The sequence below is a fragment of the Streptomyces venezuelae genome, assembly GCF_008642355.1.
Lineage (GTDB): Bacteria > Actinomycetota > Actinomycetes > Streptomycetales > Streptomycetaceae > Streptomyces > Streptomyces venezuelae_B.
Genome location: NZ_CP029193.1, coordinates 7,479,460 through 7,505,725, shown reverse-complemented (window position 1 = coordinate 7,505,725; position 26,266 = coordinate 7,479,460). Strand labels below are relative to the sequence as shown.

The following is a 26,266-nucleotide window of genomic DNA, read 5'->3' as shown; positions in this document are numbered from 1 at the left end:
GGACTCGTTTCCCGACGGGTCCGGTACGGGGCCGGACGGGAACGCCTCTACGTCGCCGGCCGGTCCCTCCCGCCCGTCTTCAACGGCGTCGCGATGGCGGGAGAACAGATCACGGTCATCATCCTGGTCTCGCTGCCGGGAGCGATCGCCCTCTTCGGCTACGACGGGGTCTCGACCGCCGTCGACAGCGCCCTCGCACTCGGCGTCTTCCTGCTCCTCGCCTCCAGGATCCGCGCGACCCGCCGCTACACCCTGGGCGAGCTGTTCTCCCTGCGCGCCGAGGGGCCGGGAGTACGGATCGCCGGCACCGTGGTGACACTGTGCATCGCCGTGCCCCTGCTCATGGTGCAACTGCGGGCCGGCGGCATCACCACCGCCCTTCTGATCGGCATGCCGAGCGAGCGGGCCCAGGTGGTGTGCACGGTGCTGATGGGGCTCCTGGTCACGTGCTTCGCAGGGGTGGCCGATCTGCGCGGCACCAGTTTCGTGCAGGTCGCCAAAGTGCCCGTGGCCCTGGTGACGCTCGCCGCGGTGACCCTGCTGGCGCTCCGCTTCTTCGACTGGAGTCCCGGATCCCTGCTGTCGGCAGCCATGGACACGAGCGTGTCACCGGGCGGATACCTCAGCCCCGGACTGTGGGAGCACTCCGCCGGAGGCGGACCGCTCGGCACGCTCAGTGACCACATCGTCGTCATCCTCGGAACCGCGATGATGCCCCACCAGCTCCTGCGCGTCAGCGCCAGCCGGGACGTGCCCGCCGCCCGGCGCTCACTGAGCGTCGCCGTCGGGCTGAGCGGCCTCTTCTACCTGCTGCTGATCACGACCGGCTTCGCCGCGGCCGCGGTGGTGGGCAGCGGACGGATCGGAGTGGTCGACGCGAAGGGGCAGGGAGCCCCGATCCTCCTGGCGTCGGAGGTGCTCCCCCACCACTCCACCGGCCGGGTCGTGCTCATCACCCTCGTGGCCTGTGTCGCCTTCCTCGCCGTGCTCACGGCCGTGGCGAGCGTGACCTTCGCCGCCGCCGTCTCCGTGACCCGCGACCTGCTCAGGCGGAAGGGCCGTGCCGGATCGGGATCGGAGAGCCGACGGTCCTGCGGCTGTCCGTCGTCGTGCTCTGCGCCGTGAGCCTTCTCCTCACCACCGCCGTACACCGCTATCCCATCGAGTTCCTCCTCGCCTTCTCGCTGAGCCTCGCGGCCACATGTGTGTTCCCCGCGGTCGTCTACTCCTTCTTCTGGACCGGCTTCAACCGCCACGGGCTGCTGTGGCTCGTCTACGGAGGGCTGTCCCTGTGCACCCTCCTGACCCTCGCCTCCCCCGCTGTGTCCGGGACGAAATACGCGCTGCTGCCGGAGCAGGACTTCAACCTGTTCCCGCTCCACACCCCCCGGCCTGATCTCCGTACCGGCGGCCTTCCTCCTCGGATGGCTCGGCAGCAGGCGTCCCTGGGAGCGGACCACACACCCCCGGCACACGGCGCCGGGGCCCGCTTCTGCCCGTAGCGTCCCCGGAGCCCGCATCGACTCCGGCAAGGACGCCGTGAGCGGATAGCTCCGCCGTGCCCGCGACGGGACTGTGCATCGTGCACCGGGCCCGGGCGAAGCAGGTGCCCGCCGTCGTTCTCGCCTGCGGTACCGGCTGGCGACAGTGAGACGACCACCACAGGAACAACGCGGAAACGCCTGACCACCGGACCCACCTGATCGTCGCGAGGACGCTGCGCGGGAGTCCCCGGAAGACGGAACGCCCGCGGCTGATCGAACGGTCGATCAACCACGATTCAGATCGAGGAAGAGGACACGCATGACGACCCAGAAGAAGACCCAGGCGCTGACGTCCGTGGCGAACGACACGCCGGCGGAGGAGATCCTCGAGGTCGTGACCCGTGACGGCGGCGTCATCATCAAGGGCTTCCTGACGCAGCAGCAGATCGTCCGTTTCAACGCCGAGATCGAGCAGCCGCTGCAGGCGCTCACCCCGGGGTCCCTCCACGAGGACGAGATCGTGGCCGCGTTCCACGGCAGCAACACCAAGCGCCTCACGAACCTGGTGACGCACAGCGTCACGTTCCGCAGCGAGGTCATCGACCACCCCCTGGTCCACGAGATCAGCGACCTGGTCTTCCTCCAGGAGTCGGGCACGTACTGGATGACCACCGCCCAGGTGATCGAGATCGGCCCCGGCAACAAGGCGCAGATGCTCCACCGTGACCTGGAGAACTGGTTCCCCTTCATCGGCATGGGGCCCGGCGGGCCGGAAGTCACCATCAACTTCCTGGTCGCTCTGACCGACTTCACGGAGGAGAACGGCGCCACCCGCGTCATCCCCGGAAGCAACCACTGGAGCGACTTCGAGGACCGCGGGACCCCCGAGCAGACGATCCCCGCCGTCATGAACGCCGGGGACGTCCTTCTCTTCAGCGGCAAGACCGCACACGGCGGCGGAGCGAACCGGACCGGCGACGAGTACCGGCGTGGCCTCGCCTTCGCGTTCAACGCGGGCTTCCTCACCGGTGAGGAGGCGTACCCCTTCCTGGTCGACAGGGAGCTCGCCAAGACGCTCTCGCCGCGTGTCCAGCGCATGCTCGGCTTCCGCTCCCAGTACCCCGCGGGCTCTCCCGGCCTGTGGCAGGTCGACTACGCCGACCTGGGCGACCACCTCGGGCTCTGAGATCCGGGCCCGACCAGAGGCTGCCGCAACTGTCCGAGGAGGGCACGCCATGGCTTTCCCTCGCACTATGGGAACCGAGGGCGATGCGTTCCTTGGTCAGCTGGCCCGCCGCCTCAGACCGCAGGTGAAGACGCTGGCCGGCCTGCTGCTCCAACGCCTGAACGGCGAGCTCCCCGAGCTGTGAGAGAACGCGGACGAGGCCTTGACCCTGGAGGAGACGGCCCAGCACGTCACCGCCCTGCTAAACCTCCTGGAGGCCCGCCCCGGCGCGAGCGCACCGGAAGCTCCTCCGGCCGTCTTGGACATCGCCCGCCTCTACGCCCGGCGGGGATCCCGGTGAGCCGGCTCCTCCGCGCCTACCGGCTCGACCATCTCACCCTGCTCGAACAGCTGCAGGCCGAAGCTCCGCGCCTCACCGACGACTGGGGCATGATCAACCAGGCCACGGTGAGGCTGGTCGCGATCGGTTTCGACTACGTGGATCGTTCCTCGGAGGAGGTCGTCGCCGCCTACCAGGAGGAACGCGACCGTCTGCTGCGGCGTCGGCTCGCCCTCACCGACCGGGCGAGCAAGCGGATCGGGACCACGCTCGACATCTCCCGCACCGCGGAGGAGCTGACGGAGGTCTGCACCGAGGACTTCGCCGACCTCGTCACCGTCGACCTCTTCGACTCCGCACTCGACGAGACCGGCGCCGGTCAGCCGGAGGCCCTGACGCAGCGCCGCGTCGCCCAGCGCTCCGTCCTCGACGACTGTCCGGAGTCCCCGCTCGGCGTCGGTGGGACCCACACCTACCCCGACGACTCGGAACCGGTTCGCGCGCTGACCACCGGACGGTCCGTCCTGCACCACATCAGGGGGACCGAGTTGCCCACGTGGGTGGCGCCGTCCTCACCTCGGCGCCGGACTCGCTGGAGGAGATCTGCGACCGACTCCTGGCCGCACTGCTGCCCGGCCGCACCGCCGACGACGTCGCCCTGCTCGTCGCTCGGACCCATGCCCTCGACCCGGACCACGTGGCCACGACGGACCTCCCGTCCGATCCGGCGGCCGTGTCCGGGGCCCGCAGCTTCGCCTCCGACGTTCTGGCGACCTGGGGGCTGGAAGATCTTTCCTTCACCACAGACACCACAGAGCTGGTCGTCAGCGAACTGGTCACGAACGCGATCCGCTACGGCAAGAGCCCCGTCCAGCTGCGACTGATCCTCCAGTCGACGCTCACCTGCGAGGTCTCCGACGCCAGCAGCACCGCCCCGCATCTGCGCCGCGCCCGCATCTTCGACGAAGGCGGGCGCGGCCTGCTCCTCGTGGCCCAGTGCGCGGAGCGCTGGGGCACGCGGCACGGTCGCGAGGGAAAGGTCAGCTGGGCCGAGCAGGCTCTTCCTGCGGACAGCGCGTCGACTGCCGAGGTGACGTAACGCCTGATCCGGACCGACTTGATCGATCGACTAAGTCGATATAGTGGGCGTATGGCTCATGTTTCCGCGGCGGAGCGCCGCCCTCAGTTGATCAAGGCGGCCATCGACCTCATGACCCGGGAGGGCGTCGCCGCGGGGAGTACCCGCGCCATCGCCGCGGAGCTCGGTGTCGCGCAGGCCACCGTCCACTACACCTTCGGCACGAAGGAGGACCTGTACCGAGCCGTCATGGACCAGATCACCGACGAGCTGGTCGCGCAGGTGCGGCGGGCGGCGCCGGAGGACGCGGGCTTCGAGGAGACCTTCAGCGCGCTGGCGGGCGCCCTGTGGGGCACCGTGCGCGAGCCGACGTCGCACCACCAGCTGCTCAGCGAGCTGACCATGTTCGCCCTGCGCGTGCCGGGCCTCAACGAGGCCCGGCAGAGCCACTACCGGCGGGTCATAGAGGTGACCGCGCAGGTGATCGCGGAGACGGCCGAGAGGGCGGGGCAGGAACTGGCCGAGTCCCCGGAGACGGTGGCCCGGTTCTTCCTCTCCGGCTTCGACGGACTCACCATGCAGGTCCTCCAGTGCCTGCCGGACGAGGCCACCGAGCGGAGGGGACTCAGGGCACTCGTGGGCGCCACCGTGGCTCTGGCCAAGGGGGACCTCGACCTGCCTGACGTACCGATGGCCTGACACGACGCGAGAACGGTTGTGGGCGCACCTTTCCAGGTGCGCCCACAACCGTTTCTTCCTCCTTGCGAGAATCAGCCGGCCCAGACGTCCTCGACGTAGCGTCCGGACCCGACGAGCGCGGCGAGCCACGCCTCGGCCCGCTCGTCGCTCTCACCGGTCCGCTCGCGGTAGATCGCCATGAACGCCTCCCGTACGGCGGGTGCCATGCGACGGCCGTCGCCGCAGATGTAGACGCGCCCACCGGCTTCCAGGACCGACCACACCTCCTCGCTCTCGCGGGCGATGCGCTCCTGGACGAAACGGGCACCGTTCTCGGGCGCGTGCATGAAGGTGGGACGCATGCTGACGGCGCCGTCCGCCTCGGCCGCCTCGAACTCCTCCCGGTGCAGGAAGTCCACGTCGGGGTGGTCGCAGCCGAAGTAGCAGAGCAGGGTGCCGGTCGAGCCCGTGTGGTGGCGGTCCAGGACGGCTCCGCGGAAGGGCGCGAGTCCGGTGCCCGCGCTGACCAGGATCACCGGTACGGAGGTGTCCTCGGGGAGGCGGAAGGACTCGCTGCACGGCAGGACCCTGGCCTGGATCACGTCGCCCGCGTTCACGGTCTGCAGGAAGTGCGAGGCGATGCCCCGGAAGGTGCCCTCGCCCGACCGGTGGGGCGCTGCGAGCAGCGATACCATCAGGTCGGCCTCGCCGGGCCGGGCCGCGGCGGACGACGAGATCGAGTAGTGCCGGGGGCGCAGGACCGGGAGCAGTTCCAGGAAGCGCTGGAAGGGCAGCTCGCACGCGCGGTAGCGCTCCAGGAGGTCCAGGACGCTGAGGCCCGCGACGGTCACCTGCTCCCGGAAGGTCTCGGGATCGGCGGTGGCGAAGGCGGTGAGCGGCTGCTTCTCGAGCGGGCAGTCGGTGTGCTCGGCGAGCACGGCGACCTGCTCCTGGGTGGCCGCGTCCTGGAGCTCGACGAAGTCGGTGAGCAGGCGGCGCAGGGTCAGCGGCCGGTCCACGGGCAGGGCGCTCCGGCTCCGGCGGCAGGCGCGCAGCCGGACGGTGCGGTCCAGGTCGAGGCCGAAACGGTCGGCGACACGCCGGACGAGGTCCTCGGGGTTGCTGGGCAGGATGGCCAGGTGGTCGGCGGTGCGGTAGGTGACGCCCTCGGGCAGCCGGAGCCTCAGGAACCGCTTGGAGCGGCCCAGTTCGTGGTCGGTGTCGACGAGTTCGTACGCTTCGAGGACCTCCATCGGCTGGACGCCGTGGCGCTCGGCGAGACCTCCGAGGACCGACTCCGAGGTGTCCTCCAGCTCGTAGAGCCCTTCCCCCTCCACCTCAGGTGCAGGGGCGGCCGCTTCGCCGGCGACCGCCTCGCCGTACTCCTCCAGGAGCGCCTTCCACAGGTCTTCCGTCCACTGGTCGACCGCTCCGCCGAAGTCGCCGGAGGCGTCGGCACTGCCGCGCTCCAGGAGCGGGACGGCGCCGGCGGCGGCCAGGCGCTCGTCGATCAGGGTGGGGATCCGCTGGTAGGTGGCGGCCCAGTTGCGGTCGCCGACCCCGAGGACGGCGTAGCGCAGCCCGGTGAGCGAGCCGGAGGCGAGGTTCTCCAGGGAGGCGACGAACTCGGCGGCGTCGTCGGTCGGGCGACCGTTGTAGGAGGCGGCGACGATGACGACGGGGCCCTTGGAGTCGGCCAGCCTCTCCGTGTACGCGTCGAGGGGGGAGACGGCCGGGGCGAAGCCGTGCTCCTCGCCGTCCGTGCCGAGGTCGCGGGCGATGCCGGCGCAGGTGCCGAGGTTGGAACCGTGGAGCAGCGTCAGCGCGGTGCCGCTCGCCCGGCGCGTCACGGCCGCGGTCCGGCCCGCGGCGGGGACCGCCGCCGCGACGGCGGGGAGGCGCCGTTCGTCGCTGGTGCGGCGGGCGAGCCTCAGGCTGAACCCGTCGGGCTTGATCGTCAGCGTCGACTTGATCTTCATCTGGTAGTCGGTGTGGTCGATCAGGCGGTAGCGGTGCACCAGCAGGCCGAGCAGCAGGGTGGCCTCGTGCAGCGCGAACTGACGTCCGATGCAGGCCCGTTCGCCGTTGCCGAACGGCTTGAAGGCGTGAACCGAGCGGGCCGCCTCCCGCTCGGAAGTGAAGCGCTCGGGGTCGAACAGCTCGACGTTCTCCCCCCAGGCCGCGTCGCGGTGCAGGGCCGAGGCGATCACCATCAGCGACTCGCCCTTGCGTACGGGGTACTTGCCGCCGATGACGGTGTCCTCGATCGGCTCGACGGCGTACGCGGGCGCCGTCGGCCACAGTCGAAGGCTCTCGTTGAGCACCTGGCGGATGTACGTGAGCTTGCCGATGTCGCCGTACTGGGGGTCCGGGGACTCGGTGTCGCCCCACAGGGCGTCCACCTCGGCCTGGGCCCGGGCGAGCACCTCCGGATGCTTGGTCAGGTAGTACAGCGCGAAGGAGAGCGCACTGCTCGTGGTCTCGTGGCCGGCGATCAGGAAGGTGATCACCTGGTGCCGGATGTTGACGTCGTCCAGGAGCTCGCCGGTGACGGGGTCCTTCGTGTGCAGCATCAGCCCCATCAGATCGTCCGTGCTGGTGTCGCCGGAGGCACGGCGCTCCCTGATCACGTCGTCGACGAGCTCCGTCATCAGGTCGATGTCCGCGCGGAACTGCTCGACCTTCTTCCTCTTGAACAGTTCGGAGCCCGGGATGGACTCGCCCTTCTCCTGGGCGAAGACGAGGGCCCGGGACATCGCCTCGACGAACGGGTGCAGGTCGTCGCGGCGGAAGGACTGGAAGTCGTAGCCGAAGCCGCACAGGCCGATCGTGTCGAAGGTCAGCCGGGTCATCTCGTCGGGCACGTCCACCGACTGCACCCCGGCCAGCCGGTCCCACTTGCCGATCAGCGACCGGGCGACCTGGAGCATGGGGGCGTGGTAGCTGCGCATCGAGCCGAGTGAGAACGCGGGCATCAGGATGTCGTGGGCCTTGCGCCAGTTCGGTTCGTGGTTGTAGGCGGTGAACAGACCGTCCCCGGCCAGGGCCCGGACCTCGACCAGGTCGGCGTGGACGTGCTTGCGGAAGCGGGTCTCGTCCGACAGCTCGGTCACGAGGTCCAGACCGCCGACCATGACGGTGTCCCTCCCGAAGAGCCGCAGCCGGTACACGGGCCCGAATTCCCTGAACTCCTTCAGCAGGTAGGCCAGGAAGTCCGCGCCCGCCGGAACGTTGAACGCGTGGCCTACGAGGGGCAGCGGGGGGCGCTCGGGGATCGCCCGCGCCGCACCTACGGACACCTGAGTCATGAGCGTGCCTTTCGTTGCACTCCAGCAGTCACCAGTCAACATACACACGACTTTGTCAGGTGAACATGTCGATTGACTGTACTGAACGACACAGTCACAGGACGGAACTCGGAGCACGCCGTGAACGACCAGCGGGAGCGGCTTGACAGATGACACCGTCAGTAGACACGGTTAAGCGACATGGTCAGTCGACCATGTCGAGCGCCTGAGCTACGCACGCGCTTCCTCCACCGAACACATCGAGGTCTCCGCATGAACACCATGCTGGCCGGGCGACTGCGCCTGGACACCCGTACCTTCGCCGTCGAAGAGGTCCCGATCCCAGTCCCCGGCCCGGGCGAGGTCCTCGTGGAGGTGCGGGCCGCCGGCGTCTGCCTGTCCGACATCCATCTGATCGACGGCAGCCTGAGCCCCTTCTTCCCCACCGACGCCGTCACGAAGGCGGGCGCCGTCACCCTCGGCCACGAGGTCGCCGGGGTCGTCCACACCCTCGGCCCGGACGTGAAGGGCGACTGGACGCCCGGACAGCGCGTGGTCCTCCAGGCCGGCGAGGCCTGCGGCGACTGCGGCGGCTGCCTGCGACGGATGACGTGCCACCGGCCGATCACCCGCGGCCTCGACTACGACGGCGGCTGGGCGCAGTACGCGATCGCCCGCGAGGGCACGCTGCTGCCCATCCCGGACGACCTGCCCTTCGACCAGGCCGCGATCATCCCCGACGCGGTCTCCACCCCGTACGCCGCGATCGTGGGAACCGGCGCGGTCCGCCCCGCCCAGTCGGTCGGCATCTGGGGCGCGGGCGGCCTCGGCGCCCACGCCGTGCGGCTCGCCCGGATGGTCGGCGCGGCCCCGATCCTCGCGATCGACCCGCTGCCCTCGGCCCGCGAGCGGGCCCTCCTCTTCGGCGCGGACGTCGCCCTCGACCCCCTCGCCCCGGACTTCGCGGAGGCGGTGCGGGAGGCGACGGCCGGGCGCGGCCTCGACGTCGCGTTCGACTTCGCCGGCGTGGGTGCCGCCCGCGCCCAGGCCGCGTCGGTCCTCGGCCCCTTCGGTTCGCTCGTCCTCGCCGGACTCACCCCGGAGCCGGTCGCGATCGCCGACAGCATCGGCTTCTGCTTCAACGTCAACCAGGTCCGCGGCCACTACGGCTCCGAGCCGGAGCACGTGGAAGAACTCGTCGGACTGGCCGCCGCCGGACGGATCGACCTCGGCCCCTCCGTCAGCGCCCACGTCCCGCTGGCGGAAGCCGCGGAGGCCGTCGCCCGGCTGGAGAAGAAGATCGGAGACCCGATCCGCCTCGTTCTCACTCCCTGAGCGGCATGGGGCGGTGGCAGCTCGCTCCGCACGCGCGGACGAACCGCCACCGCTCCACCGTCGCCCGGAGACCGGCGGAACCCGTCAGCCTCCCTGCCCACCGTCCAGCGCCGCGACCATGCCGGCCACGATCACCGTGTTGAAGACGAACGCGATGGTCGCATTGGCCGCCACCGTCCGGCGCATCTCCCGCGACATCACCATGACGTCCGTCGTACCGAACGTCGTCATGACCGACAGGGCGAAGTACACGTAGTCGGCCCACGCCGCCGTCTCCCCACCCGGGAAGTCCAGCGCCGCCTCGTCCTCCACGAGGTTGTCTGCATGGAACGCGACCGCGAAGGCGACCAGAACGCAGATCCAGGCGACGACGACGAGACCGAGCGCCATCAGAACCCGCGCGCCCGCCGGGAAGGCGGAACCCAGATGCCCGGGACGCCACACCGCCGACACCACGAGCGCCGCCGACGCGATGAGGACCGACACCCCGGGTCCCGGCGCGGTCCCCAGGAGATAGCGCTGCAGCAGGGTGCCCCGCGCCTCCCGCCGGGCCCAGACGCGGATCCGTTCTGGCGGCGCGTTCGAGAAGGCTCTCAGCGTGACCACCAGGTAGCAGAGGAGGTAGGCGAACAGCGCCACCACGCCCAAGTCGGCACTCGAGGCGGACACCGACCCCGGCGCGAGGACTCCCAGCAGGCCAAGAAGCACGGCGACACAGACCCCGACGACCGTGCTCACCGCGGACCGGCGGCGCTCGGAGAACCATGAATGCACCGGCCGTGCCTCCTCTCGAACGTCCCCGCGCATGCGACGACAACCGCCCGGCCCCGCAAAGGAATGTGGAACAGAACGTGATCGCACGAAAGGGCGGCCATCCGAGGTCGCCGTCCACCGAACGACGCGCTGGTGGTGTGCACTCGCTTCCCGTCCCGCCGTGCTTCCCCCCCCCGCCGGGGTCCTTGAACAAGAAGGACCCCATGCCGCGGGCGAGCTGTCGGGCATCCGTTCCAGCCCAAGAACCTGCTCAGGCGCCGCACTGTCGGTCGCAGGTCAGCAAGCGCGGACACGTCCGGGACGCATGCTGACCGTTTGCTGACCTGAGGGGGCACATGATGCCCCTGACCTGCGGCGAAGCCAAATAGCTAGATCTTGGACTTGAACATCGTACGCAGCATGGCAGCACTCCGAAGGTAGGCTCCCTGCCTGCCTTTGTGCAGGTCAAGGGCTCGCTCACGAGCTTACAGCGTGCCGTGTGGGCGGGGAGGGCCGGCTGGTCCCGGTGCGGCCGCTGCCGGAGTCGTCGACTCCCCCACCTGCGCGCCCACTTGTCCCTCGCCGGGCATCAGCTGTGGGAGAGGGCGAAGGAGAGCAGGAAACCGCTGACCGTGATGGCGCCGATGGCCAGGTGGCTGTCCTCGAACGCCTCCGGGATCATCGTGTCCGCGATCATCGTGATGATCGCGCCCGCGGCGAGCGCCATCACACCGGCCATGACGGCCGTCGACAGCACGCCCACGAGGGCGTACCCGGCCATCGCGGACACGGTGCCGGCGGCGGCGATCGCTCCCCACACGCCGAAGACGTATCCCTTGCTGCGGCCCGCGCTCTTCATACCCGCCGAGCTGGACAGCCCTTCGGGAATGTTGCTGATGAACACCGCGGCGACGGTCGCCGTACTGATCGCGCCGCCGTCGGCCAGGCCGACGCCGATGACCGCGGACTCGGGCACCCCGTCCAGGAGCGCGCCCAGTGCGAGGGCCAGGCCGGAGCCGGCCTGCTGGCTCTCGGAGGGCTGCTGGCGCACATGCCCGGAACGTTTGCGCTGGCGCGCACCCCGACGCGCCAGCAGTACGTTGCCCCCGGTGTACAGGCCCGCCCCGGCCAGAGCGCCCACCACCACCGGCACCATCCCGGCCTCCCGATGAGCTTCGGCGATCAGCTCGAAGGACACCGCCGACAGCAGCACCCCCGCGCCGAAAGCCATGACTGAGGCGATCACCAGGCGTGGGAAGCGCACCGCGAAGCCGAGTACGGCACCCACCAGCAGAGCGGAACCGGCCAGCAGACCGAACGCACCGGCCTCAAGCGTCTCCTTCATGTCGTTCATGCGCACCAGATACCCGAGGCACAGCGTCCCAAGGCGGGACGGTTGGCCCCGGGCGGGTGGTTGGGCCGGGGGCTCCGGGGTAACCGCAGTTCCATGCTTGAGAAACTCGCAGTGATGCCGACGTCTCTCGCACGTGTGCTTCCCGGGCACGGCCCGGCCCGGCATGCCAGGGCACGCCGACGACGCGGCAGGCTGCACCGGCGACTGCTCGCCTATCGCGATGTGCGGATCGTGCACTCGCCGGGTCCGGCCGCCCGGACCGACACTCTGCTGCTGGTCCATACGCGCCGTGTCGTCGGGCAGCTCACGTACGAGGTGTGCGAGCAGTGCGCGAGCGGCGTGATCACGGACGTGTACGTCGCCTCCCCGCTCCAGGACAGCGGCCTTGGCACCCGGGCCATTTCACACCTGCGCGCGTGCTACCCCGATGTCGCCTGGCGCAGTCGGCTCACCAAGCGCATGACGCGCGACCTGGCACACCGCATGCGCCTGCCGCACACCGAGGCCACCCGCACCTGCGGGCACAGCACGTCCGGCAGGGCACCGGCCGCCGGGCCGGACCGCGTCACCCCTTCCCGCCACGGAGCCCCGTCCCGCGCACCAGAGGCATGCGGCTGATCAGTGTGTAGGAGCCGCCCGCCAGTGCCATGCCCACCGGCAGCGCGAGGTCGAGGCCACCGAGAGCCGTGGCGAGCGGGCCCGTGTACACGGTGTCCACACAGAGCGCGGCGGCGGTCGAGCCCGCCAGCAGGGCGCACGCGCCGGCCGGGTTGACCCCGCCGCGGTACCAGAAGGGGCTGGTGCGGGTCTCGTCGGCGAGGGCCTGTCCGTCGTAGCGGGCCCGGCGCAGGACGATGTCGGTCGCGTAGATCGCGGTACTGGGGCCAAGCAGGACGACGGTCAGCTGCAGGACGTTGTTGACCGTGTCGAGAAAGTTGGAGACGAGCAGTCCGTACAAGGTGAGCGCGACAGCCGCCGTGCCATCGAACAGGACGCTGACCGAGCGGCGGATGCGCAGGCCCACGGCTTGGAGCGCGAGCCCCGCGCTGTACGCGGTGAGGGCGTTGATGGCGATGGTGCCGAGGACGAGGGCCAGCAGGAAGACGGGCGTGAACCAGGCGGGCAGGATCGACTCCAGGGCCGACTGCGGGTCGGTCATGTCGACGGCGGTCGCCGCGAGGGCGCCCAGGGAACAGACCACCATGCTCGGCAGGAAGCCGCCGAGCGCCGTCCAGCCGGCGACCGCGCGCTTGGACGTGGCGCGCGGCAGATAGCGCGAGAAGTCCGCACTCGTGGTGTACGACAGCGGGCCCGAGGCGACGAGAGTGACCCCGGCGAGGACGGTAGCCCACAGGTCGACGCCGGCCGGGCGGTGCTCCGGCGTGTACGAGAAGTCGGCGTGGCGGACCACGTAGACCGCGACGACCAGGAACGCGGCGCCGAGGGCGAGCGTGATCATCGGGTACAACCGCACGATCACGGCGTGGCCGTAGACGCTGATGGTGAGGGTGAGCGCGGCGATGACGACGATCACGACGACCTTGACGCCGGTGTCCGCCGTGACGCCTGCCTTCTCGACCAGCGAGAAAGCGGCCACGGCGGCGGCCGACAGGTTCAGCGCGAAGTAGCAGACCGAGATCAGCCAGCCGACGACCGCGTTGTTCACCCGGTTGCCGATGACTCCGTACAGGGCTCGCGTGATCACTTCGCTGGGGGCACCCGCGGCCGGTCCCGACACGGCTAGCAGCCCGGTCAGCGTCCAGAAGAGGTTGCCGACGACCAGCACGGCGAGGGCCTGCCACAGGGTCAGGCCCATCAGGATCAGGGCCCCGCCGATCACCAGGCTCAGGTAGTTGACGTTGGCGGCGGCCCAGACGGGGAACAACTCGCGGGCGCTGCCGTGCCGTTCGGCGTCCGGGATGTGATCGATGCCGTGGGCCTCGATACGGCCGCCGGTGCCGCCGGGCCGGTCGTCCGGTGGCTCGGTGGCACCCCCGTCCGGGGCGCTTCCCGCATCCGGAGTGATCCCTGCGTCCGGAGTGGGTCCTGCACATGGAGTGGATTCCGCGCTGCTCGTCGGCGGTCGAGAGCGCGGGGCGGGGTCGGGAAGCGTGGATGCCATCGGGCCCTCCGGGATGCCGGCCGGTGCGTGACCGACCCACCTGCTTGCTTATTGGTCGCACACTCAATAACGTGACCGGCATGTCGTCAAGCGTTCAGCGCAAGCGAATTCGAAAATCTCCGGCGGCGAGACGTGCGGAAATCGTTGAGAAGGCCGCAGAAATTGCGCTTTCCGAAGGTCTGGAGTGCGTCACGCTCCGCCGGATCGGTGAGGAGCTGGACGTACGTCCCAGCCTCGTGAGCCACTACTTCCCTTCGACGGAGGAGCTGGTGGCGGAGGCGTTCGGCAGTGCGGCTACGGGGGAGCTCGATGCACTGCTTCCCCCGGCGGAGACGACTGGGGGCGAGGGGCCGGGCACGGATACCGCCACGGAGCGCCTGGCCGCCTTCTTCGCGCGCACGTCCGGCCCGGCCTGGAACGACATCAGCAGACTGTGGATCAACGCCCGCCACCTGACCCGCTACCGGCCTTCGCTGCGCGAGCGGGTCGCCCGACAGGAGGACGCGTGGCGGGGGCGTCTGGGCGCGCTCGTCGAAGTCGGCGTGCGGCGGGGCGAGTTCCGCACGCAGGAAGAACCCTCGGTGGTGGCGGTACAGATCCTGGTCGTGCTGGACGGGCTCGGCGCGGACGGCGGCGCCGACTCGGACACGCTGCCGCCGGCGGTGGCGCGGATGGCGGTCACGTGGGCGGAGGGTGAACTTGGCCTACAGCGGGGTGCGTTGGGGCCGCACCCGTAAACAGGGCACCTCCCGAGCCGCACGCTCGGCCCCGCGAACCGTGGGGCCGGACATCTCGTGCGCCCTCTGCCCCGCCTGGAACCGACCGCCCCGCCCCCGCCACCATCGCCCGTGACCCGCCAGGCCCCGCCCCTCATCCTTCCCCCAGGCCCCGAAGCCCAGCAGAAGAAGTCACCAGAACAGGAATCCGCATGCGTCCCGACCCCGACCTCGTTCTTCTCGGCGCCCGTCTCCTCGACCCGGGCGTCGGAGACCTCCTGCCGCACACCTCCCTCGCCGTGGCCGGAGGGCGGATCGTCGCGTTCGGCGACGACCGGGACATGCGTGCCCTCGCCGGGCCCCGCACCCGGACCATCGACCTCAAGGGTTCCGTCGTGACGCCGGGCCTCGTCGACGGCCACCTGCACCCCGTGCACGGCGCCGAACTCACCGACGGACTCGACCTTTCCGGCTGTGCCGACCTGGACGACGTGCGCGCGGCGCTCGCCGGGGCCAAGCGGGACCTCGCGCCCGGGGCGTGGCTGCGCGCCTGGGGGCTCGACCCGAACGTGTTCGGCGACCGGCCCATCGAGGCCGCCGCGCTCGCCCCCGTCCTCGACGACGTACCCGCGCTGCTGCAGCTCTTCGACGCCCACTCGACCCTCGCGAGCCCCCGCGCCCTGGAACTCGCCGGAGTCGACGGTCCGCGCACCTTCGACCAGGCGGCCGAGATCGTCTGCGACGCGCAGGGCAGGCCCACCGGTCTCCTCCTGGAGGACGCCGCCTGCGAACTCGTCGAACGGGCCGCCCCGCAGGCGACGCGCGACGAGCAGCGCGCGCGGCTCGCGCGGGCGCTGTACGCGATGGCCGCCGCCGGGCTCACCGGCGGCCACGCGATGGACGCGAACGGCGACAGTCTCGCGCTCTACGCCGACCTCGACGCGACCGGTGAGCTCCCGTTGCGGCTCCGCGTGGCACCGTGGTGCCAGCCCGGCGCCGACGCCGAGACGGTGCGCCACCTCATCGAACTCCAGGGAAACCGGGGGACGTTGTGGCGGGTGGCCGGGGTGAAGCTGTTCATGGACGGTACCGTCGACAACGGCACCGCATGGCTCGAGCGGCCCGACTGCCACGGTGAGTCCACGCACGCGTTCTGGCCCGACCCCGCCGCGTACACCCATGTCATCGGCGAGCTGCACCGCGCCGGTGTGCAGACCGCGACGCACGCCATCGGCGACGCGGCGGTGCGGCACGTCCTCGACTCCGTCGAGAAGGCGCGCGGCGACGCGCCGGCGGGCGTACGACACCGCGTCGAGCACATCGAGACGGTGCCGGACGACACGGTCCGCCGGTTCGCCGAGCTCGGTGTCGTCGCCTCGATGCAGCCCACGCACTGCTGCGACTTCACCAGGGCCGACCACACGGACAACTGGTCGCGGCGGCTCGGCGAGGAGCGGGCCGGGCGGGCGTGGCGGTGCCGTGACCTGTGGGACGCGGGGGCGCGGGTCGTCCTCGGCTCGGACTGGCCCATCGCTCCCTATCCGCCGCTCGCCGTCATGGCCGGTGCCCGGCACCGCCGCCCCAGCCGCGACCTGTCCCTGCCACCGCACGGCCCCGAGCAGGCGCTGACCGGGCTTGAGGCGTTGCGGGCGATGACGGTCAACGCGGCGTACGCGGCCGGTGAGGAGCGGGAGTCGGGGGCCCTTGCCGTCGGCTTCCGGGCGGATCTGTCCGTGTTCGCCGAGAACCCTGCCGAGGTGCCCGCGACCGAACTCGCGGACGTACCGGTCCGGTTGACGGTGGTCGACGGCAGGGTGACCCATCAGGAGGATCACCTCGGGGCGTAGCCGCCGGGTTTTGGCCAAGCAGCCGCTCGGGGCCGGTCATTCCGCCGGGAGTGACGTCCTGCAACAACGCGCCGGGGCGAGGATCTCGCCGCCACCGTTTGGTGGCGCCACGGCAGTTGAGGGCGAAGGGATCGGCCATGCCCAGGAACGAACGAACCGTGAATGACCACCGCACCGTCACCGCCGACCGCACCGGCACCATCACCGGGAAACGCACCGTCACCGGTCGGCGGGCGGTACGCCGGCGCGGGGCCCTGGCGGTGGCGGCGGTCCTGGCCGCAGCAGGCACGACGCTGACCGCGCTGCCGCAACCGGCCCTCGCCGCGCCACCGCGGCCCGCCCCCGCGGCGCTGCCGCCGCAGACCATCGCGGACCCGGTGCACTTCTGGAACGACGTGCTCATGGAGGTCGTACGAAGAGAGGGCGGCGGTCCGGGTCCGATGTCCAGAGCCGCCGCGATGCTGAACGCGGCCATCTACGACGCGGAGTCCTCGTACCAGCTCAAGTGGAAGGGCAAGATCACTTCCGAGCCCTACATCCGCGCCGAGAAGTACGCGGGCTGGATCGAGGGCCCCGACGAGGAGGAGCGGGTCGTCGGCCGTACGGCCTACAACATCCTGCTCGGGCTCTATCCGTCGCAGACCAACTACCTCGACGCCCGGTTCCGGGAGCGGTTCGGCACCGAGCCGACCGGCTTCGACCTGCTCGACACCACGATCGTCGGGCCGATGGTCAAGCAGATGCGGGACGCCCGCAACGGGGACGGTTCCGACAACGACCAGGTGTATGTGGCGGACAACAAGCCCGGCGCCTGGCGGCCCACCAGCTACCCCGACATGGTCGACCCCGGCTGTACCCGGGACAGCCAGGCCGTCACGCCGTTCTGGGGCAAGGTCAAGCCCTTCGCGCTCACATCGGGCTCACAGTTCCGGCCGCCGACCCCGGGTCTGTACGGCACCTACGAGAAACTGCTGGCCGGCGACGCGTACAAGCAGCAGGTCGCGGCGGTACGCGCGGTCGGCGCCGACGGGCCCACGAAGGCGACCCCGAAGATCGAGCGGACCCCGGAGCAGGAGGCGGTGGCCTGGTTCTGGGCGAACGACGAGGACGGCACGTACAAGCCGCCCGGCCAGCTCCTCCAGGCCACGCGCGAGGTCGCGACCCAGCGCAAGCTCTCCACGTACGAGAACGCCCGCCTGTTCGCCCTCGTCTCGATCGCGATGGCGGACGCCGGCATCGCGGTGCGGGACGTGAAGTACTTGACGCCGATCGACCTGTGGCGTCCGGTCTCCGCCATCCGCGACAGCGGCCTCGACCCCGACTGGAAGCCGCTGCTCAAGACGCGCGCCGGAGTGAACGTCACCCCGTGCTTCCCTGCGTGGGCCTCCGGACACGCCACGTTCGGTGCCTCCTGGGCCGGGGTGATGAAGCGTTACTTCGGCAACGACAACATCGCCTTCACCATGACCACCGACGAGCCGCAGTCCCCGATCAAGTCCCGCTCGTTCACCAGCTTCAGCCAGGCCGCCGAGGAGGACGCCCAGAGCCGGGTCTGGCTCGGCGTCCACTTCCCGTGGGACGCCGAGGACGGCCTGGTCCTCGGCGACAGGATCGCGGACCACGTCTACACGACAAAGCTGCGCAAGCTCTGAACACGGCCCTCGGAGCCGCTCGTAGCTCCCCGCCACCCTGGAGGCTGAACCCTCAGATCACCGGCGGCCTGCCGAGCCGCGCCATGCGGAAGACCGTCCTCCAACGCATCGGACGTCGCCTTCCGCACGGCGCGCGCACCCCCTCGACGAACCCCGCCGTCCACGCCTTCAGCCCTGCCTTCGAGCGTGTCCGGGCGAGGGTGAGGAGGATCCACACCCCCAGGTACACCGGCACGAGGAGCGCGGGCAGACGGCGGCGGGCCAGCCAGACCCGGTTGCGGGCGGTCATCCGGTAGTAGACCGCGTGCCGGGCCGGGGACGTCTTGGGGTGCCGCAGCAGCAGTTCCGGCTCGTAGAGGATCTTCCATCCGTCGTCCAGAGCCCGCCAGGCGAGGTCGGTCTCCTCGTGGGTGAAGAAGAACTCCGCGGGCCAGTCACCGATGCGATTCAGCATCGGCATGGCGAAGGCGTGTCCACCGCCGAGGAAAGCGGTCACCGGGCCGCGCCGCATCGGGTCCTTCGCACGTAGGCGGGGGATGTGGCGGCGGGCCGTCTCGCCATGTTCGTCGGCAATCCGGAAGCCGACGATGCCCACCTTGGGATCGGCGGCGAACAGGTCGCCGATGCGGCGGAAGACGTCCTCCTGGACCAGGAGCCCGTCGTCGTCCAGCTCGACCACGACGTCGATGTCGCCGAACTCACGGAGCCTGGCGATACCGGTGTTGCGGCCTCCGGGGCAGCCCAGGTTCTCCTCGTTCTCGATGACGGTCAGCTCTCCGGGCAGGCCGGGGAAGTCCGGCAGCGGTGAACCGTTGCCAACGATCACGATGCGGGCGGGCGGCGCGTCCTGCTCGGCGACCGACGCGAGCAGCTCGTCGACCTCACGCGGCCGGTTTCCCATGGTCACGACGACGACCCCGAGGCGCGGCAGCTCCACAGCGAGGACTCCCCTCGGACGACAGCGGTGGCAGCGAGCCTAGTCGTCCGTCGTGGGGGTTGCGTCCGCCCGCTCCCAGTTCATGGTGATCACGGCGTATGTCTCCCCGTCTGCGGGCGGGCGCGTCCACGAGCGGGTGGTGAACGTGTGCAGTCGTCCGGTCGTGAGCGCGTGGCGGGGCAGGTGGGCGCAACTCGTTGTGTATGGCTTCCAGTAGGGACCGTTCCGTCTCTTCTGCCTTCTCCTGCGTCCGCTCCCGGGCGGCCCGCACGGGGGCGAAGAAGCGGTTCGGGTTCAGTGCTTGCGGTATTCGGCCGGTTCGGTGTGTCTCTCCTCCGGCGTACGTTAACGCGGGGGCGTCCGGCGTCGCGTCGGTCCCGTCCGCCAGACGGCGGGGCAGGTCCTCTGGCTCCACGCCTTCGACGAGGAGGAATCAGCAGGAGGTGCGGCCCATGTGCCCGTCCGGGGCCGCCAGCCACGCCAAGTTGTCCGGGTCCAGGGCTGCCGCCCGGGGCGGTGTGGCGCCCGTCTGGCCGCCTCTGGGGGTGGAGAGCAGTTCGGCGCCGCGTTCCGGGGTCAGCAGGGGGCCGAGCAAGGGGTCCGCAACCCATCCCACGGGCGCCAGGTGATCGGGGCCCAGCGGCTGCGAGCGGCAGGGCGTCCATCAGCGTCCGCCAGGCCCCGTCGGTGTCGCCCCACCGCGCCGACTCCCGGGCCTGTTCGACCGCTTCCCCGAATTGTCCTGTCGGCGCATACCGGTACGCGCCGTTCCGCGCCTGCTCCAGCGTCGCATAGGCCAGCGAGACGACGGCGGCAGTGGCTCCCCGCAGGTCGAACTCCAGCGTGGAGTCGTCCCTGTACGAGTGCGCCGCTTGCTCGGCGACCAGTGGCGGCACCAGATCGGGGGCGTACCGCGGGTCGCTCGCCAGGCCTTCGAAGGACACCCTGTAGGTCTGCCCGAGCAGTCGGCGTATCTGGTCGCCCATCCCGGCCGCTCGCGGCCTGCCGTACTCCTTTGCCCTGTCCAGCGCCCGCTCGGCCTGTTCCCAGCCGCCCCGCAACGCGTCCAGCCGGGCCTGCTCCACCCCCGCGTCCAGCTGTCGCGTCGTGTCGTTGACGAACTCCGGCTCCCCTTCCGCAAGGTTTGCCCGCAGGCGGTGGAACTCCCGGTGCATCTCCCGCATGAACTCGCCGAAGTTCGCGATCCGTTCGGGCGGGGCGGCCCGCCGGCCCGCCCACGTGTAGACGGCCCACTCGCCGTCCTCGTCCACATCCTCGGGGTCCAGCACGACATAGGTGCCGTCGGACTCGACGTCGAGTTGCAGCCCACGCCGCCAGAGTTCCGCTTCCCGTCGCTCGTCGGGGCCGGAGTCCTCGTCCAGGTACCCCTCGAACATGTCCGCCAGCCCGGACTCGTTGTCGTGCCAGCGCGCTTCCGCGGTCCCCGCCGGCAGCGTGACGAACCCGCCCACGTGCTGCCATCCGTCGGTGACCCGGAGGAACTCCCGGTACGACGGGGGCATCCGCCGCCCGAGGCGCCGCTCCATCGCTGCGATCCGCTCCTCGGAAGCGGGCGGGAAGCCCGACCACCGGTCACGCAGCGCGGCTTCCTCCTCGGCGGTCCACGTCTCGTCCTCGCGCACAGAGTCCGACCACTCCCCGCTTCACCTGCGCAGAAACGGCCGCCACTCGGACCCTGTCGTATTCGTCACGTCCTTGCTGCTGCCAGTCGGCACTGACAACGCCCCGGGTCCGTTCCTCGGGCACCCACGAGCGGTTGCTCGGTCGAATGCGCGTACACCGGTGATCCGGGACCGTCACAATGGTCACACGGTTCATCGTCGCCACGGTGGCGGCGCTGCCGGGACAGCGCGTGGGTGCGGAGAGGGGAAGACGTGAGCGGGAGACTGCAACCGTCGGATGTGACGGACAGGTTGAATACGGGGGTCGCACACAACGCGCGCGTGTGGAACTACTGGATCGGCGGCAAGGACCACTACGAGGTCGACCAGCAGGTCGGCGAACAGGTCGCCACGATGTTCCCGGTCATCCGGGACGTGGCCCGCGCGGACCGCGAGTTCCTCGGCCGCGCCGTGCGGTTCCTGACCGCCGAGTGCGGAGTGCGGCAGTTCCTGGACATCGGTACGGGGCTGCCGACCCTGGACAACACGCACGAGATCGCCCAGCGGATCGCGCCCGATTCCCGGATCGTCTACGTCGACAACGACCCGATCGTGCTGGTTCACGCCCGCAGCCTGCTCGTCGGCACTTCCGAGGGAGCCACCGACTACATCGACGCCGACGTCCACCATCCGCACAGCGTCATAGAGGGTGCGGCGGAGACCCTGGACTTCGAACAGCCCGTCGCCGTCATGATGCTGGGCATCCTCAACTTCATCCTCGACACGGAACAGGCGCTCGACATCGTGCGCCGGATCATGGACCCGCTCCCCTCCGGCAGCTACCTCGCCATGACCCATCCGACCACCGACACCGACCTCGGTGGCGAGGGCAACGTAGGGGCCATGAAGTTCTGGAACGAGAACGCTACCCCTCCGATCACCGCCCGCAGCCGCGCGGAAATCGGTGCGTTCTTCGAGGGCCTGGAACTTCTCACTCCCGGCCTCGTGTCGTGCTCGCGGTGGCGGGCGGAGTCGGAATCGGCGGAAGTGCTTCCGCAGTTCGGGGCGGTGGCCCGCAAGCGGTGAGCGTGCATTGGTGAGCGGCTTGCGGGCCCTCCCGGGGGGTGTGGGCGGTGCGGACGAACGCTGGGCGTTCGGGCGAGTTGCCGGGCGTCCGGGCGAGTGCCGGGCGTCCGGGCGGGCGATCGTCCGTCAGCGGGGTGCCGGGGAACGGCGCCGTCTGGGTGCTGCGCGGCTCCGCCGACGCCGTCACCGGCACGGGCGCGGGCGCGGGCGCGGGCGCGGGCGCGGGCGCGGTCAGCTTAGGGGCGTCGTCCGTCGGGATCAGCGAGTCGGGGCAGGACCCCGTGTTCGGCGACGCGATGTCGGGCTCGTGAGCGGCTGACCCGCTCACGGGACCTTTGACGGGAACCCTGAGGGGGCCCTGAGGAGGCCCTGACGGGAGCGGGAGGGCCGGCGCCGCGACTCCCTGATGTCACCGCTCCGCTCCCCCGCGCCTCGAATCCGGCGGCCACCCGCCCGGATCCGAAGCGCGGGGGAAAACTCTTGGTCGGCACTGTGCTCGATCGGCAGACTCGGGGGATGGATTCCCTGCGCAGCGGCACGCCGGACCGTTCCTGGCTCGGCTCCCCCATCGACGCCCGCCCCCTTTTCGCCCCCGAGCACGCCGCGCTCATGGACACCCTGCACGGCCTGTCGCCCGCCGACTGGGGCCTGGAGGCGGTGCCCGGGTGGACCGTGCGGGATGTCGCCGCGCACCTTCTGGGGGACTTCTACGGGCGTCTCGGCCGCGACCGCGACGGGCATCGGGAAGGGCCCGCCTTCGCGCCCGGTGAGACCCTCGAAGCGTTCATCCACCGCATCAACCAGGAATGGGTGGACGCCCTCTCCCGGGTCAGCCCGGCCGCGCTCACCGACACGCTCGACCTGATCGGCCGACAGGTCGCCCGGTTCTTCGAGGCCGCCGACCCCGAGGCGCCTTCCCTGGGCGTGTCCTGGGCAGGTGTCGATCCCGCGCCGATGTGGCTGGACAGCGCCCGCGACTTCACGGAGTTCTGGACCCACCGGCAGCAGATCCGGCACGCCGTCGGGCAGGAGACCGACCACGACCCGCGGCCTCTGGCCCTGGTCCTGGACACGTTCATGCGGGCGCTGCCCCACACCCTGCGCGACGTCGCCGCGCCGGTCGGTACGCGGATCCAGATGCAGATCGACGGCCCGGCCGGCGGTACGTGGACCGTGGCCGCCGCGGAGGAACACTGGACCCTCGCCACCGCACCGAGCACCACACGTCCCACCCCCACCGCACCGAACACCACACGTCCCACTCCCACCGCCCGCACCTCCTCCGCCTCCCCCGCCTCTCCCACCCACCCCGCCGCGCTCGTCCGTCTGGACGCGGAGACCGCCTGGCGGCTGTGCACCCGAGGCATCGCCCCGGACACCGCGCTGGCACGCGCCCACATCGACGGTGACCGCGAACTCGCCGCAGCCGCGTGCCGGATCGTCTCGATCATCCACTGACGGACCCGGCCTCGTTCCGGCGTCGGCCGCCCGCCCCGCCCCACCCCGCGAGGAACTCGAAGGAACTTCCGTCCATCCCGTTTCGACGGTGCCCGAGTCGGTCACCCGAAATGGACAGCCTCCGGCACAAGGGACGTACCGGAGCATCCGGACACAGAGACGGGACGGTGTATCACCATGGCCACCACGACGGCACGCGACATCATGACCGGCGGCGCCCAGTGCGTACAGGCGCATGAAAGCGCGCTCGACGCGGCGCGCAAGCTGACCGAATGGGAGGTGGGCGCCCTGCCGGTCTGTGGCGAGAACAACCGGCTCGTCGGCGTCGTGACCGACCGGGACATCGCCGTGAAGGTCCTCGGCAAGGGGCTCGATGCGGCGGAGGTGGAGGCGGGCACCCTGGCGCAGGGGGAAGCCGTCACGATCGGCGCGGACGACGGGGTGGACGAGATCTTCGAGACCATGACCCGGCACAAGGTGCGGCGCCTCCCCGTGATCGACGGCACCGACCTGGTCGGCATGGTCGCCCTCGCGGACGCGGCGAAGTCCCTCGACGCGCCCGAAGCCGGGCGGCTCATCGAGGCGCTCTCGACGGACTGACAGGCGGACCGTCTGACGGGCGGGCCCGACTGATCGACGGACCGACTGACCGACTGACCGACCGGGTCTCACCCCCGCACGCGTATCCGCACCCACACCCGCACCCGCACCACCTCACGGGAGTTTCTCCGCATGCGGGACACGACCGACGGCACCACGAACGACACCGCGAACGGCGCGCCCAACGCAGCCTCCACCTCCGCCCAGGTCTCGGACGAGCTCTTCCCGCCCTATCCGGTGCAGCGTCCGCGGCGCCCGGGGCTCGAGTCCGAGATGGAACTCGCGCCCCGCTACCAAGCCCCTGACTACCGGCCGGCGGACAAGCTCGCCGGGAAGGTCGCGCTCATCACGGGCGGCGACTCCAGCATCGGCTGGGCGGTCGCGCTGCTCTACGCACGAGGGGCGCCGACGTCGGCATCGACCACCTCCCCGAGGAGGAGTCGGACGCTCAGCAGATCGAGCAGGAGATCAACGCGCTGGGGCGCAGGACCCTGCTGCTCCCCGGCGACCTGAGCGACGCGGACTTCTGCGCCGAGACGGTGCGCCGTACCGTCGACGAGCTCGGCGGCCTCAACATCCTGGTCAGCAACGCCGCGTACCTGAACAGTCAGAAGTCCATCGCCCCGCACCTCGTGGCGCAGACGCCGCTGGGCCGGGTGGCGCAGCCCGAGGAGATCGCGCCCGCGTGCGTCTACCTGGCCGGCGACGCCGACTCCAGCTACACGATCGGCGAGACCATCGCCGCCACCGGCGGGTACACGGACTTCCGCTGACAACGCTGCGGAACGCCTTCGGAGGCAGCCTTACAGGCAGGCCGCGGCCTGGTGCGGCAGGGGATCCGGTCCTGAAGCGCGCCTCGGGTTCGGAGCGTATTCTGGTGGGGCGAGAACGCAAGGTTCCGCCGCCGACAGCGGTGACAAGCCCCACCTTGCGGCCCGTCGGTCTCGACCGGGCCAGTCTCTCTTCCGAGAGCCCACCACGCCTGCACCTTCCATCAGTTGGAGGTGGACGCAGTGACAACGTCCCCCAGGTCCCCGTCCGGAATGCCGTCAGGAGTGCCGTCCGGAGCCTCGTCGTCGATGTCCGGAGCCCATGCCCCCATGTCCGGGGCACCGTCCTCCATGGACACGCACCCCGACATCGTCGACATGCGCGCCCGGCACGAGAGTGCCGAACGTGCGGCAAGCACACCCAAGGCGCAGGCCATCGACGCGCTGGCCTTCCTCACGGGTCTCTATCTGGCCGCGTCTCCCTGGATCGCCGGCTTCAACCAGTTCCAGCGGTTGTCGATCGTCAACCTGATCGTCGGCATCGCGTACGCGCTCCTGATGAGCGGCGGCTTCGGCCGGGCCTACGAGCGCACCCACGGCATGGCGTGGGCCGCCTGCGCGCTGGGCGTCTGGACGATCGTCGCGCCCTGGGTCATCCGCGGTGACGCCACCACCCCGACGACGGTGTGGAACAACGTCGTCACCGGTGCTGTGGCTGCCCTCCTCGCCCTGGCCGCCGGCGCGGCCGCACGGGCGGGAGACAAGTCGAAGGCGGCACACGGAAAGAACATCCGGAAAGGCAGGAGGGACATGAGCCGCGCCGGTCATGACTGACCGGCGGCCCTAATCCCTCCAGCACGGCGCCCCGCGGCACATTTGCCGCGGGGCGCTGCCGCGAGACGCTCCTGCCGAGGTGCTGCCGCGGACGAGGCAACTCAGCTCAGCAGGCGCAGCACCGCCTCCTCCACGGCCCCCTGCGTGGCCGGGCGGCCGAACGTGGCGCCGTCGCCGAGCCGGTCGAGGGCGTCGGCGATCGTGCGTCCCTCCTCGAAGAGTTCGATGACGCGCGGGTTGATGTACGAGGCACGGCAGACGGCAGGTGTGTTGCTGAGGTACTCACTGACCTCGCGGACCGCCCGGGTGACGGCGCGTTTGCGCGCCGCCTTCGACTCGTCGGCGACCTGCGCCGACACGGCGAGGGCGACCGCCGCCAGGACGGTGCCGTGCCAGACGCGGAAGTCCTTCGCGGTGATGTCGGTGCCCGCGCGGTCCCGCAGGTAGTCGTTGAGGTCGGCGGCCTGCAGTTCGTGCCAGGAGCCGCCCTGCCAATAGGTGAACAGCCGCGGGCCCGCGCTGTCGCGGCGCAGCAGGGCGCGCAGGACCTTGCAGGCGGGCGGGTCGACGAGCGCGCGCGTCATCGTCTTGGAGAACTTCGCCGGGTACGTGACGGAGACCTCGCCGCGTCGGCAGGTGACGTGCTCCTTGAGCAGGGTCGTGAGTCCGTACGTGCCGTTGTCCCGCCGGTAGGACTCGTTGCCGATGCGGAAGAAGCCGAGGTCGAGGAGGCGGGCGGCGCAGGCCCGCACGCGGTCGCGGCTGAGGCCTCGGCCCGCGAGGTCCTCCGCCACGTGTGCGCGCACCTCGGGGAGCGCGGCGGCGACCTCGAGGACGTGTTCGTGCTTCGCCGCCTCCTGCCGTTCGCGGAACTGCGGGTGGTACAGGTACTGGCGTCTGCCCGCGGCATCGGTGCCGACGGCCTGGAGGTGTCCGTTGGGCCACGGGCAGATCCAGACGTCCTGCCAGGCCGGCGGGATGACGAGCTCCTGCAGGCGCTTCTTCTCCGCGGGATCGGTGACGGGGCGGCCCGAGGCGTCCTTGTAGCGGAATCCGCGTCCTGAACGGACGCGGGTGATGCCGGGCCCGTCGATGTGGCTCGTGCGCAGCCGCCGCTTCTCACCCATGTCCCAGGAGTGCCCCCAAAG

21 protein-coding genes and 3 pseudogenes are annotated in these 26,266 nt (G+C 70.8%); 16 read left to right on the top strand and 8 right to left on the bottom strand.

The window, feature by feature from the left end:
- Positions 1–60 precede the first annotated feature (60 nt).
- The 3 genes and pseudogenes from DEJ47_RS34010 to DEJ47_RS34005 form a co-directional block, all read left to right on the top strand.
- Positions 61–1,125 (top strand): annotated as a pseudogene (locus DEJ47_RS34010) (sodium:solute symporter family transporter); the annotation flags it as partial.
- On the top strand, positions 1,122–1,502 hold the full coding sequence (locus DEJ47_RS37205) for a hypothetical protein (protein ID WP_223828605.1): 381 nt from the start codon (positions 1,122–1,124) through the stop codon (positions 1,500–1,502). The pseudogene DEJ47_RS34010 and the gene DEJ47_RS37205, both read left to right, overlap by 4 nt.
- Positions 1,503–1,803: 301 nt before the next feature.
- Entirely contained in the window at positions 1,804–2,670 is an 867-nt protein-coding gene (locus DEJ47_RS34005) for a phytanoyl-CoA dioxygenase family protein (protein ID WP_150174966.1), read from the top strand.
- Between the two features lie 315 nt (positions 2,671–2,985).
- On the opposite strand, the gene DEJ47_RS37200 is transcribed toward DEJ47_RS34005, so the two are convergent.
- Positions 2,986–3,459 (bottom strand): hypothetical protein, encoded by a 474-nt coding sequence (locus DEJ47_RS37200; protein WP_223828604.1) that lies wholly within the window; start codon positions 3,457–3,459, stop codon positions 2,986–2,988.
- A 119-nt stretch (positions 3,460–3,578) separates the two neighbouring features.
- Here DEJ47_RS37200 and DEJ47_RS37195 point away from each other — a divergent pair.
- A pseudogene (locus DEJ47_RS37195) lies at positions 3,579–4,088 on the top strand (ATP-binding protein); the annotation flags it as partial.
- Between the two features lie 51 nt (positions 4,089–4,139).
- Positions 4,140–4,766: a TetR/AcrR family transcriptional regulator gene (locus tag DEJ47_RS33995; RefSeq protein ID WP_150174965.1), complete on the top strand. Its 627-nt coding sequence runs from the start codon at positions 4,140–4,142 to the stop codon at positions 4,764–4,766.
- Between the two features lie 71 nt (positions 4,767–4,837).
- Here DEJ47_RS33995 and DEJ47_RS33990 read toward each other — a convergent pair whose 3' ends face one another.
- Positions 4,838–8,053: a bifunctional cytochrome P450/NADPH--P450 reductase gene (locus DEJ47_RS33990; protein ID WP_150174964.1), complete on the bottom strand. Its 3,216-nt coding sequence runs from the start codon at positions 8,051–8,053 to the stop codon at positions 4,838–4,840.
- 252 nt (positions 8,054–8,305) lie between these two features.
- Here DEJ47_RS33990 and DEJ47_RS33985 point away from each other — a divergent pair, with 252 nt between their 5' ends.
- Positions 8,306–9,367 (top strand): zinc-binding dehydrogenase, encoded by a 1,062-nt coding sequence (locus DEJ47_RS33985; protein WP_150174963.1) that lies wholly within the window; start codon positions 8,306–8,308, stop codon positions 9,365–9,367.
- Between the two features lie 84 nt (positions 9,368–9,451).
- Here DEJ47_RS33985 and DEJ47_RS33980 read toward each other — a convergent pair whose 3' ends face one another.
- Both DEJ47_RS33980 and DEJ47_RS33975 read right to left on the bottom strand, forming a co-directional pair.
- Entirely contained in the window at positions 9,452–10,141 is a 690-nt protein-coding gene (locus DEJ47_RS33980; protein WP_190415698.1) for a DUF1345 domain-containing protein, read from the bottom strand.
- 568 nt (positions 10,142–10,709) lie between these two features.
- Positions 10,710–11,465, bottom strand: coding sequence for a ZIP family metal transporter (locus tag DEJ47_RS33975; protein ID WP_150176064.1), 756 nt, complete (start codon positions 11,463–11,465; stop codon positions 10,710–10,712).
- 123 nt (positions 11,466–11,588) lie between these two features.
- On the opposite strand from DEJ47_RS33975, the gene DEJ47_RS33970 reads away from it, so the two are divergent.
- A complete protein-coding gene (locus DEJ47_RS33970; RefSeq protein ID WP_150174961.1) occupies positions 11,589–12,092 on the top strand; it encodes a hypothetical protein in 504 nt (167 codons plus the stop codon).
- Here DEJ47_RS33970 and DEJ47_RS33965 read toward each other — a convergent pair.
- Complete coding sequence (locus DEJ47_RS33965; RefSeq protein WP_150174960.1) at positions 12,040–13,596, bottom strand: purine-cytosine permease family protein; 1,557 nt, start codon at positions 13,594–13,596, stop codon at positions 12,040–12,042. The two genes, DEJ47_RS33970 and DEJ47_RS33965, sit on opposite strands and share 53 nt — an antisense overlap.
- Before the next feature lie 80 nt (positions 13,597–13,676).
- Here DEJ47_RS33965 and DEJ47_RS33960 point away from each other — a divergent pair, with 80 nt between their 5' ends.
- The 3 genes from DEJ47_RS33960 (at position 13,677) to DEJ47_RS33950 (ending at position 17,811) form a co-directional block, all read left to right on the top strand.
- On the top strand, positions 13,677–14,333 hold the full coding sequence (locus DEJ47_RS33960; protein ID WP_150176063.1) for a TetR/AcrR family transcriptional regulator: 657 nt from the start codon (positions 13,677–13,679) through the stop codon (positions 14,331–14,333).
- 191 nt (positions 14,334–14,524) lie between these two features.
- On the top strand, positions 14,525–16,159 hold the full coding sequence (locus DEJ47_RS33955; RefSeq protein ID WP_150174959.1) for an amidohydrolase: 1,635 nt from the start codon (positions 14,525–14,527) through the stop codon (positions 16,157–16,159).
- Between the two features lie 158 nt (positions 16,160–16,317).
- A complete protein-coding gene (locus DEJ47_RS33950; protein WP_223828603.1) occupies positions 16,318–17,811 on the top strand; it encodes a vanadium-dependent haloperoxidase in 1,494 nt (497 codons plus the stop codon).
- A gap of 52 nt (positions 17,812–17,863) precedes the next feature.
- On the opposite strand, the gene DEJ47_RS33945 is transcribed toward DEJ47_RS33950, so the two are convergent.
- Positions 17,864–18,748, bottom strand: coding sequence for a glycosyltransferase family 2 protein (locus tag DEJ47_RS33945; protein WP_150174957.1), 885 nt, complete (start codon positions 18,746–18,748; stop codon positions 17,864–17,866).
- Between the two features lie 39 nt (positions 18,749–18,787).
- Positions 18,788–20,460: pseudogene (locus DEJ47_RS33940) on the bottom strand (SMI1/KNR4 family protein).
- A gap of 183 nt (positions 20,461–20,643) precedes the next feature.
- Here DEJ47_RS33940 and DEJ47_RS33935 point away from each other — a divergent pair.
- The 6 genes from DEJ47_RS33935 (at position 20,644) to DEJ47_RS33915 (ending at position 25,118) form a co-directional block, all read left to right on the top strand.
- Positions 20,644–21,456 (top strand): SAM-dependent methyltransferase, encoded by an 813-nt coding sequence (locus tag DEJ47_RS33935; RefSeq protein ID WP_150174956.1) that lies wholly within the window; start codon positions 20,644–20,646, stop codon positions 21,454–21,456.
- Between the two features lie 516 nt (positions 21,457–21,972).
- Positions 21,973–22,914, top strand: coding sequence for a maleylpyruvate isomerase family mycothiol-dependent enzyme (locus DEJ47_RS33930; protein WP_150174955.1), 942 nt, complete (start codon positions 21,973–21,975; stop codon positions 22,912–22,914).
- A gap of 177 nt (positions 22,915–23,091) precedes the next feature.
- Positions 23,092–23,514, top strand: coding sequence for a CBS domain-containing protein (locus DEJ47_RS33925; protein WP_223828602.1), 423 nt, complete (start codon positions 23,092–23,094; stop codon positions 23,512–23,514).
- Positions 23,515–23,646: 132 nt separating this feature from the next.
- Positions 23,647–24,027 carry a hypothetical protein gene (locus DEJ47_RS37190; RefSeq protein WP_223828601.1) on the top strand — a complete coding sequence of 127 codons (381 nt, stop codon included), beginning with the start codon at positions 23,647–23,649 and terminating at the stop codon, positions 24,025–24,027.
- The gene (locus DEJ47_RS37185) at positions 23,931–24,287 is read left to right on the top strand and encodes an SDR family oxidoreductase (RefSeq protein WP_223828780.1); all 357 of its coding nucleotides are present in this window, start codon (positions 23,931–23,933) and stop codon (positions 24,285–24,287) included. The genes DEJ47_RS37190 and DEJ47_RS37185 overlap by 97 nt, the downstream gene beginning before the upstream one ends.
- A 327-nt stretch (positions 24,288–24,614) precedes the next feature.
- On the top strand, positions 24,615–25,118 hold the full coding sequence (locus tag DEJ47_RS33915) for an SPW repeat protein (RefSeq protein ID WP_223828600.1): 504 nt from the start codon (positions 24,615–24,617) through the stop codon (positions 25,116–25,118).
- Positions 25,119–25,219: 101 nt separating this feature from the next.
- Here the strand turns inward: DEJ47_RS33915 and DEJ47_RS33910 are convergent, their stop codons facing one another.
- Complete coding sequence (locus DEJ47_RS33910; protein WP_150174954.1) at positions 25,220–26,245, bottom strand: DNA topoisomerase IB; 1,026 nt, start codon at positions 26,243–26,245, stop codon at positions 25,220–25,222.
- Positions 26,246–26,266 lie beyond the last annotated feature (21 nt).

Coding starts and splice junctions, on each gene's coding strand:
- DEJ47_RS33995 (WP_150174965.1), top strand. CDS start 4,140: ATGGCTCATGTTTCCGCGGCGGAGCGCCGCCCTCAGTTGATCAAGGCG.
- DEJ47_RS37190 (WP_223828601.1), top strand. CDS start 23,647: ATGCGGGACACGACCGACGGCACCACGAACGACACCGCGAACGGCGCG.
- DEJ47_RS33975 (WP_150176064.1), bottom strand. CDS start 11,465: ATGAAGGAGACGCTTGAGGCCGGTGCGTTCGGTCTGCTGGCCGGTTCC.
- DEJ47_RS33930 (WP_150174955.1), top strand. CDS start 21,973: ATGGATTCCCTGCGCAGCGGCACGCCGGACCGTTCCTGGCTCGGCTCC.
- DEJ47_RS34005 (WP_150174966.1), top strand. CDS start 1,804: ATGACGACCCAGAAGAAGACCCAGGCGCTGACGTCCGTGGCGAACGAC.
- DEJ47_RS33990 (WP_150174964.1), bottom strand. CDS start 8,053: ATGACTCAGGTGTCCGTAGGTGCGGCGCGGGCGATCCCCGAGCGCCCC.
- DEJ47_RS33955 (WP_150174959.1), top strand. CDS start 14,525: ATGCGTCCCGACCCCGACCTCGTTCTTCTCGGCGCCCGTCTCCTCGAC.
- DEJ47_RS33915 (WP_223828600.1), top strand. CDS start 24,615: ATGTCCGGGGCACCGTCCTCCATGGACACGCACCCCGACATCGTCGAC.
- DEJ47_RS33965 (WP_150174960.1), bottom strand. CDS start 13,596: ATGGCATCCACGCTTCCCGACCCCGCCCCGCGCTCTCGACCGCCGACG.
- DEJ47_RS33970 (WP_150174961.1), top strand. CDS start 11,589: ATGCCGACGTCTCTCGCACGTGTGCTTCCCGGGCACGGCCCGGCCCGG.
- DEJ47_RS33910 (WP_150174954.1), bottom strand. CDS start 26,245: ATGGGTGAGAAGCGGCGGCTGCGCACGAGCCACATCGACGGGCCCGGC.
- DEJ47_RS33925 (WP_223828602.1), top strand. CDS start 23,092: ATGGCCACCACGACGGCACGCGACATCATGACCGGCGGCGCCCAGTGC.
- DEJ47_RS33960 (WP_150176063.1), top strand. CDS start 13,677: ATGTCGTCAAGCGTTCAGCGCAAGCGAATTCGAAAATCTCCGGCGGCG.
- DEJ47_RS33985 (WP_150174963.1), top strand. CDS start 8,306: ATGAACACCATGCTGGCCGGGCGACTGCGCCTGGACACCCGTACCTTC.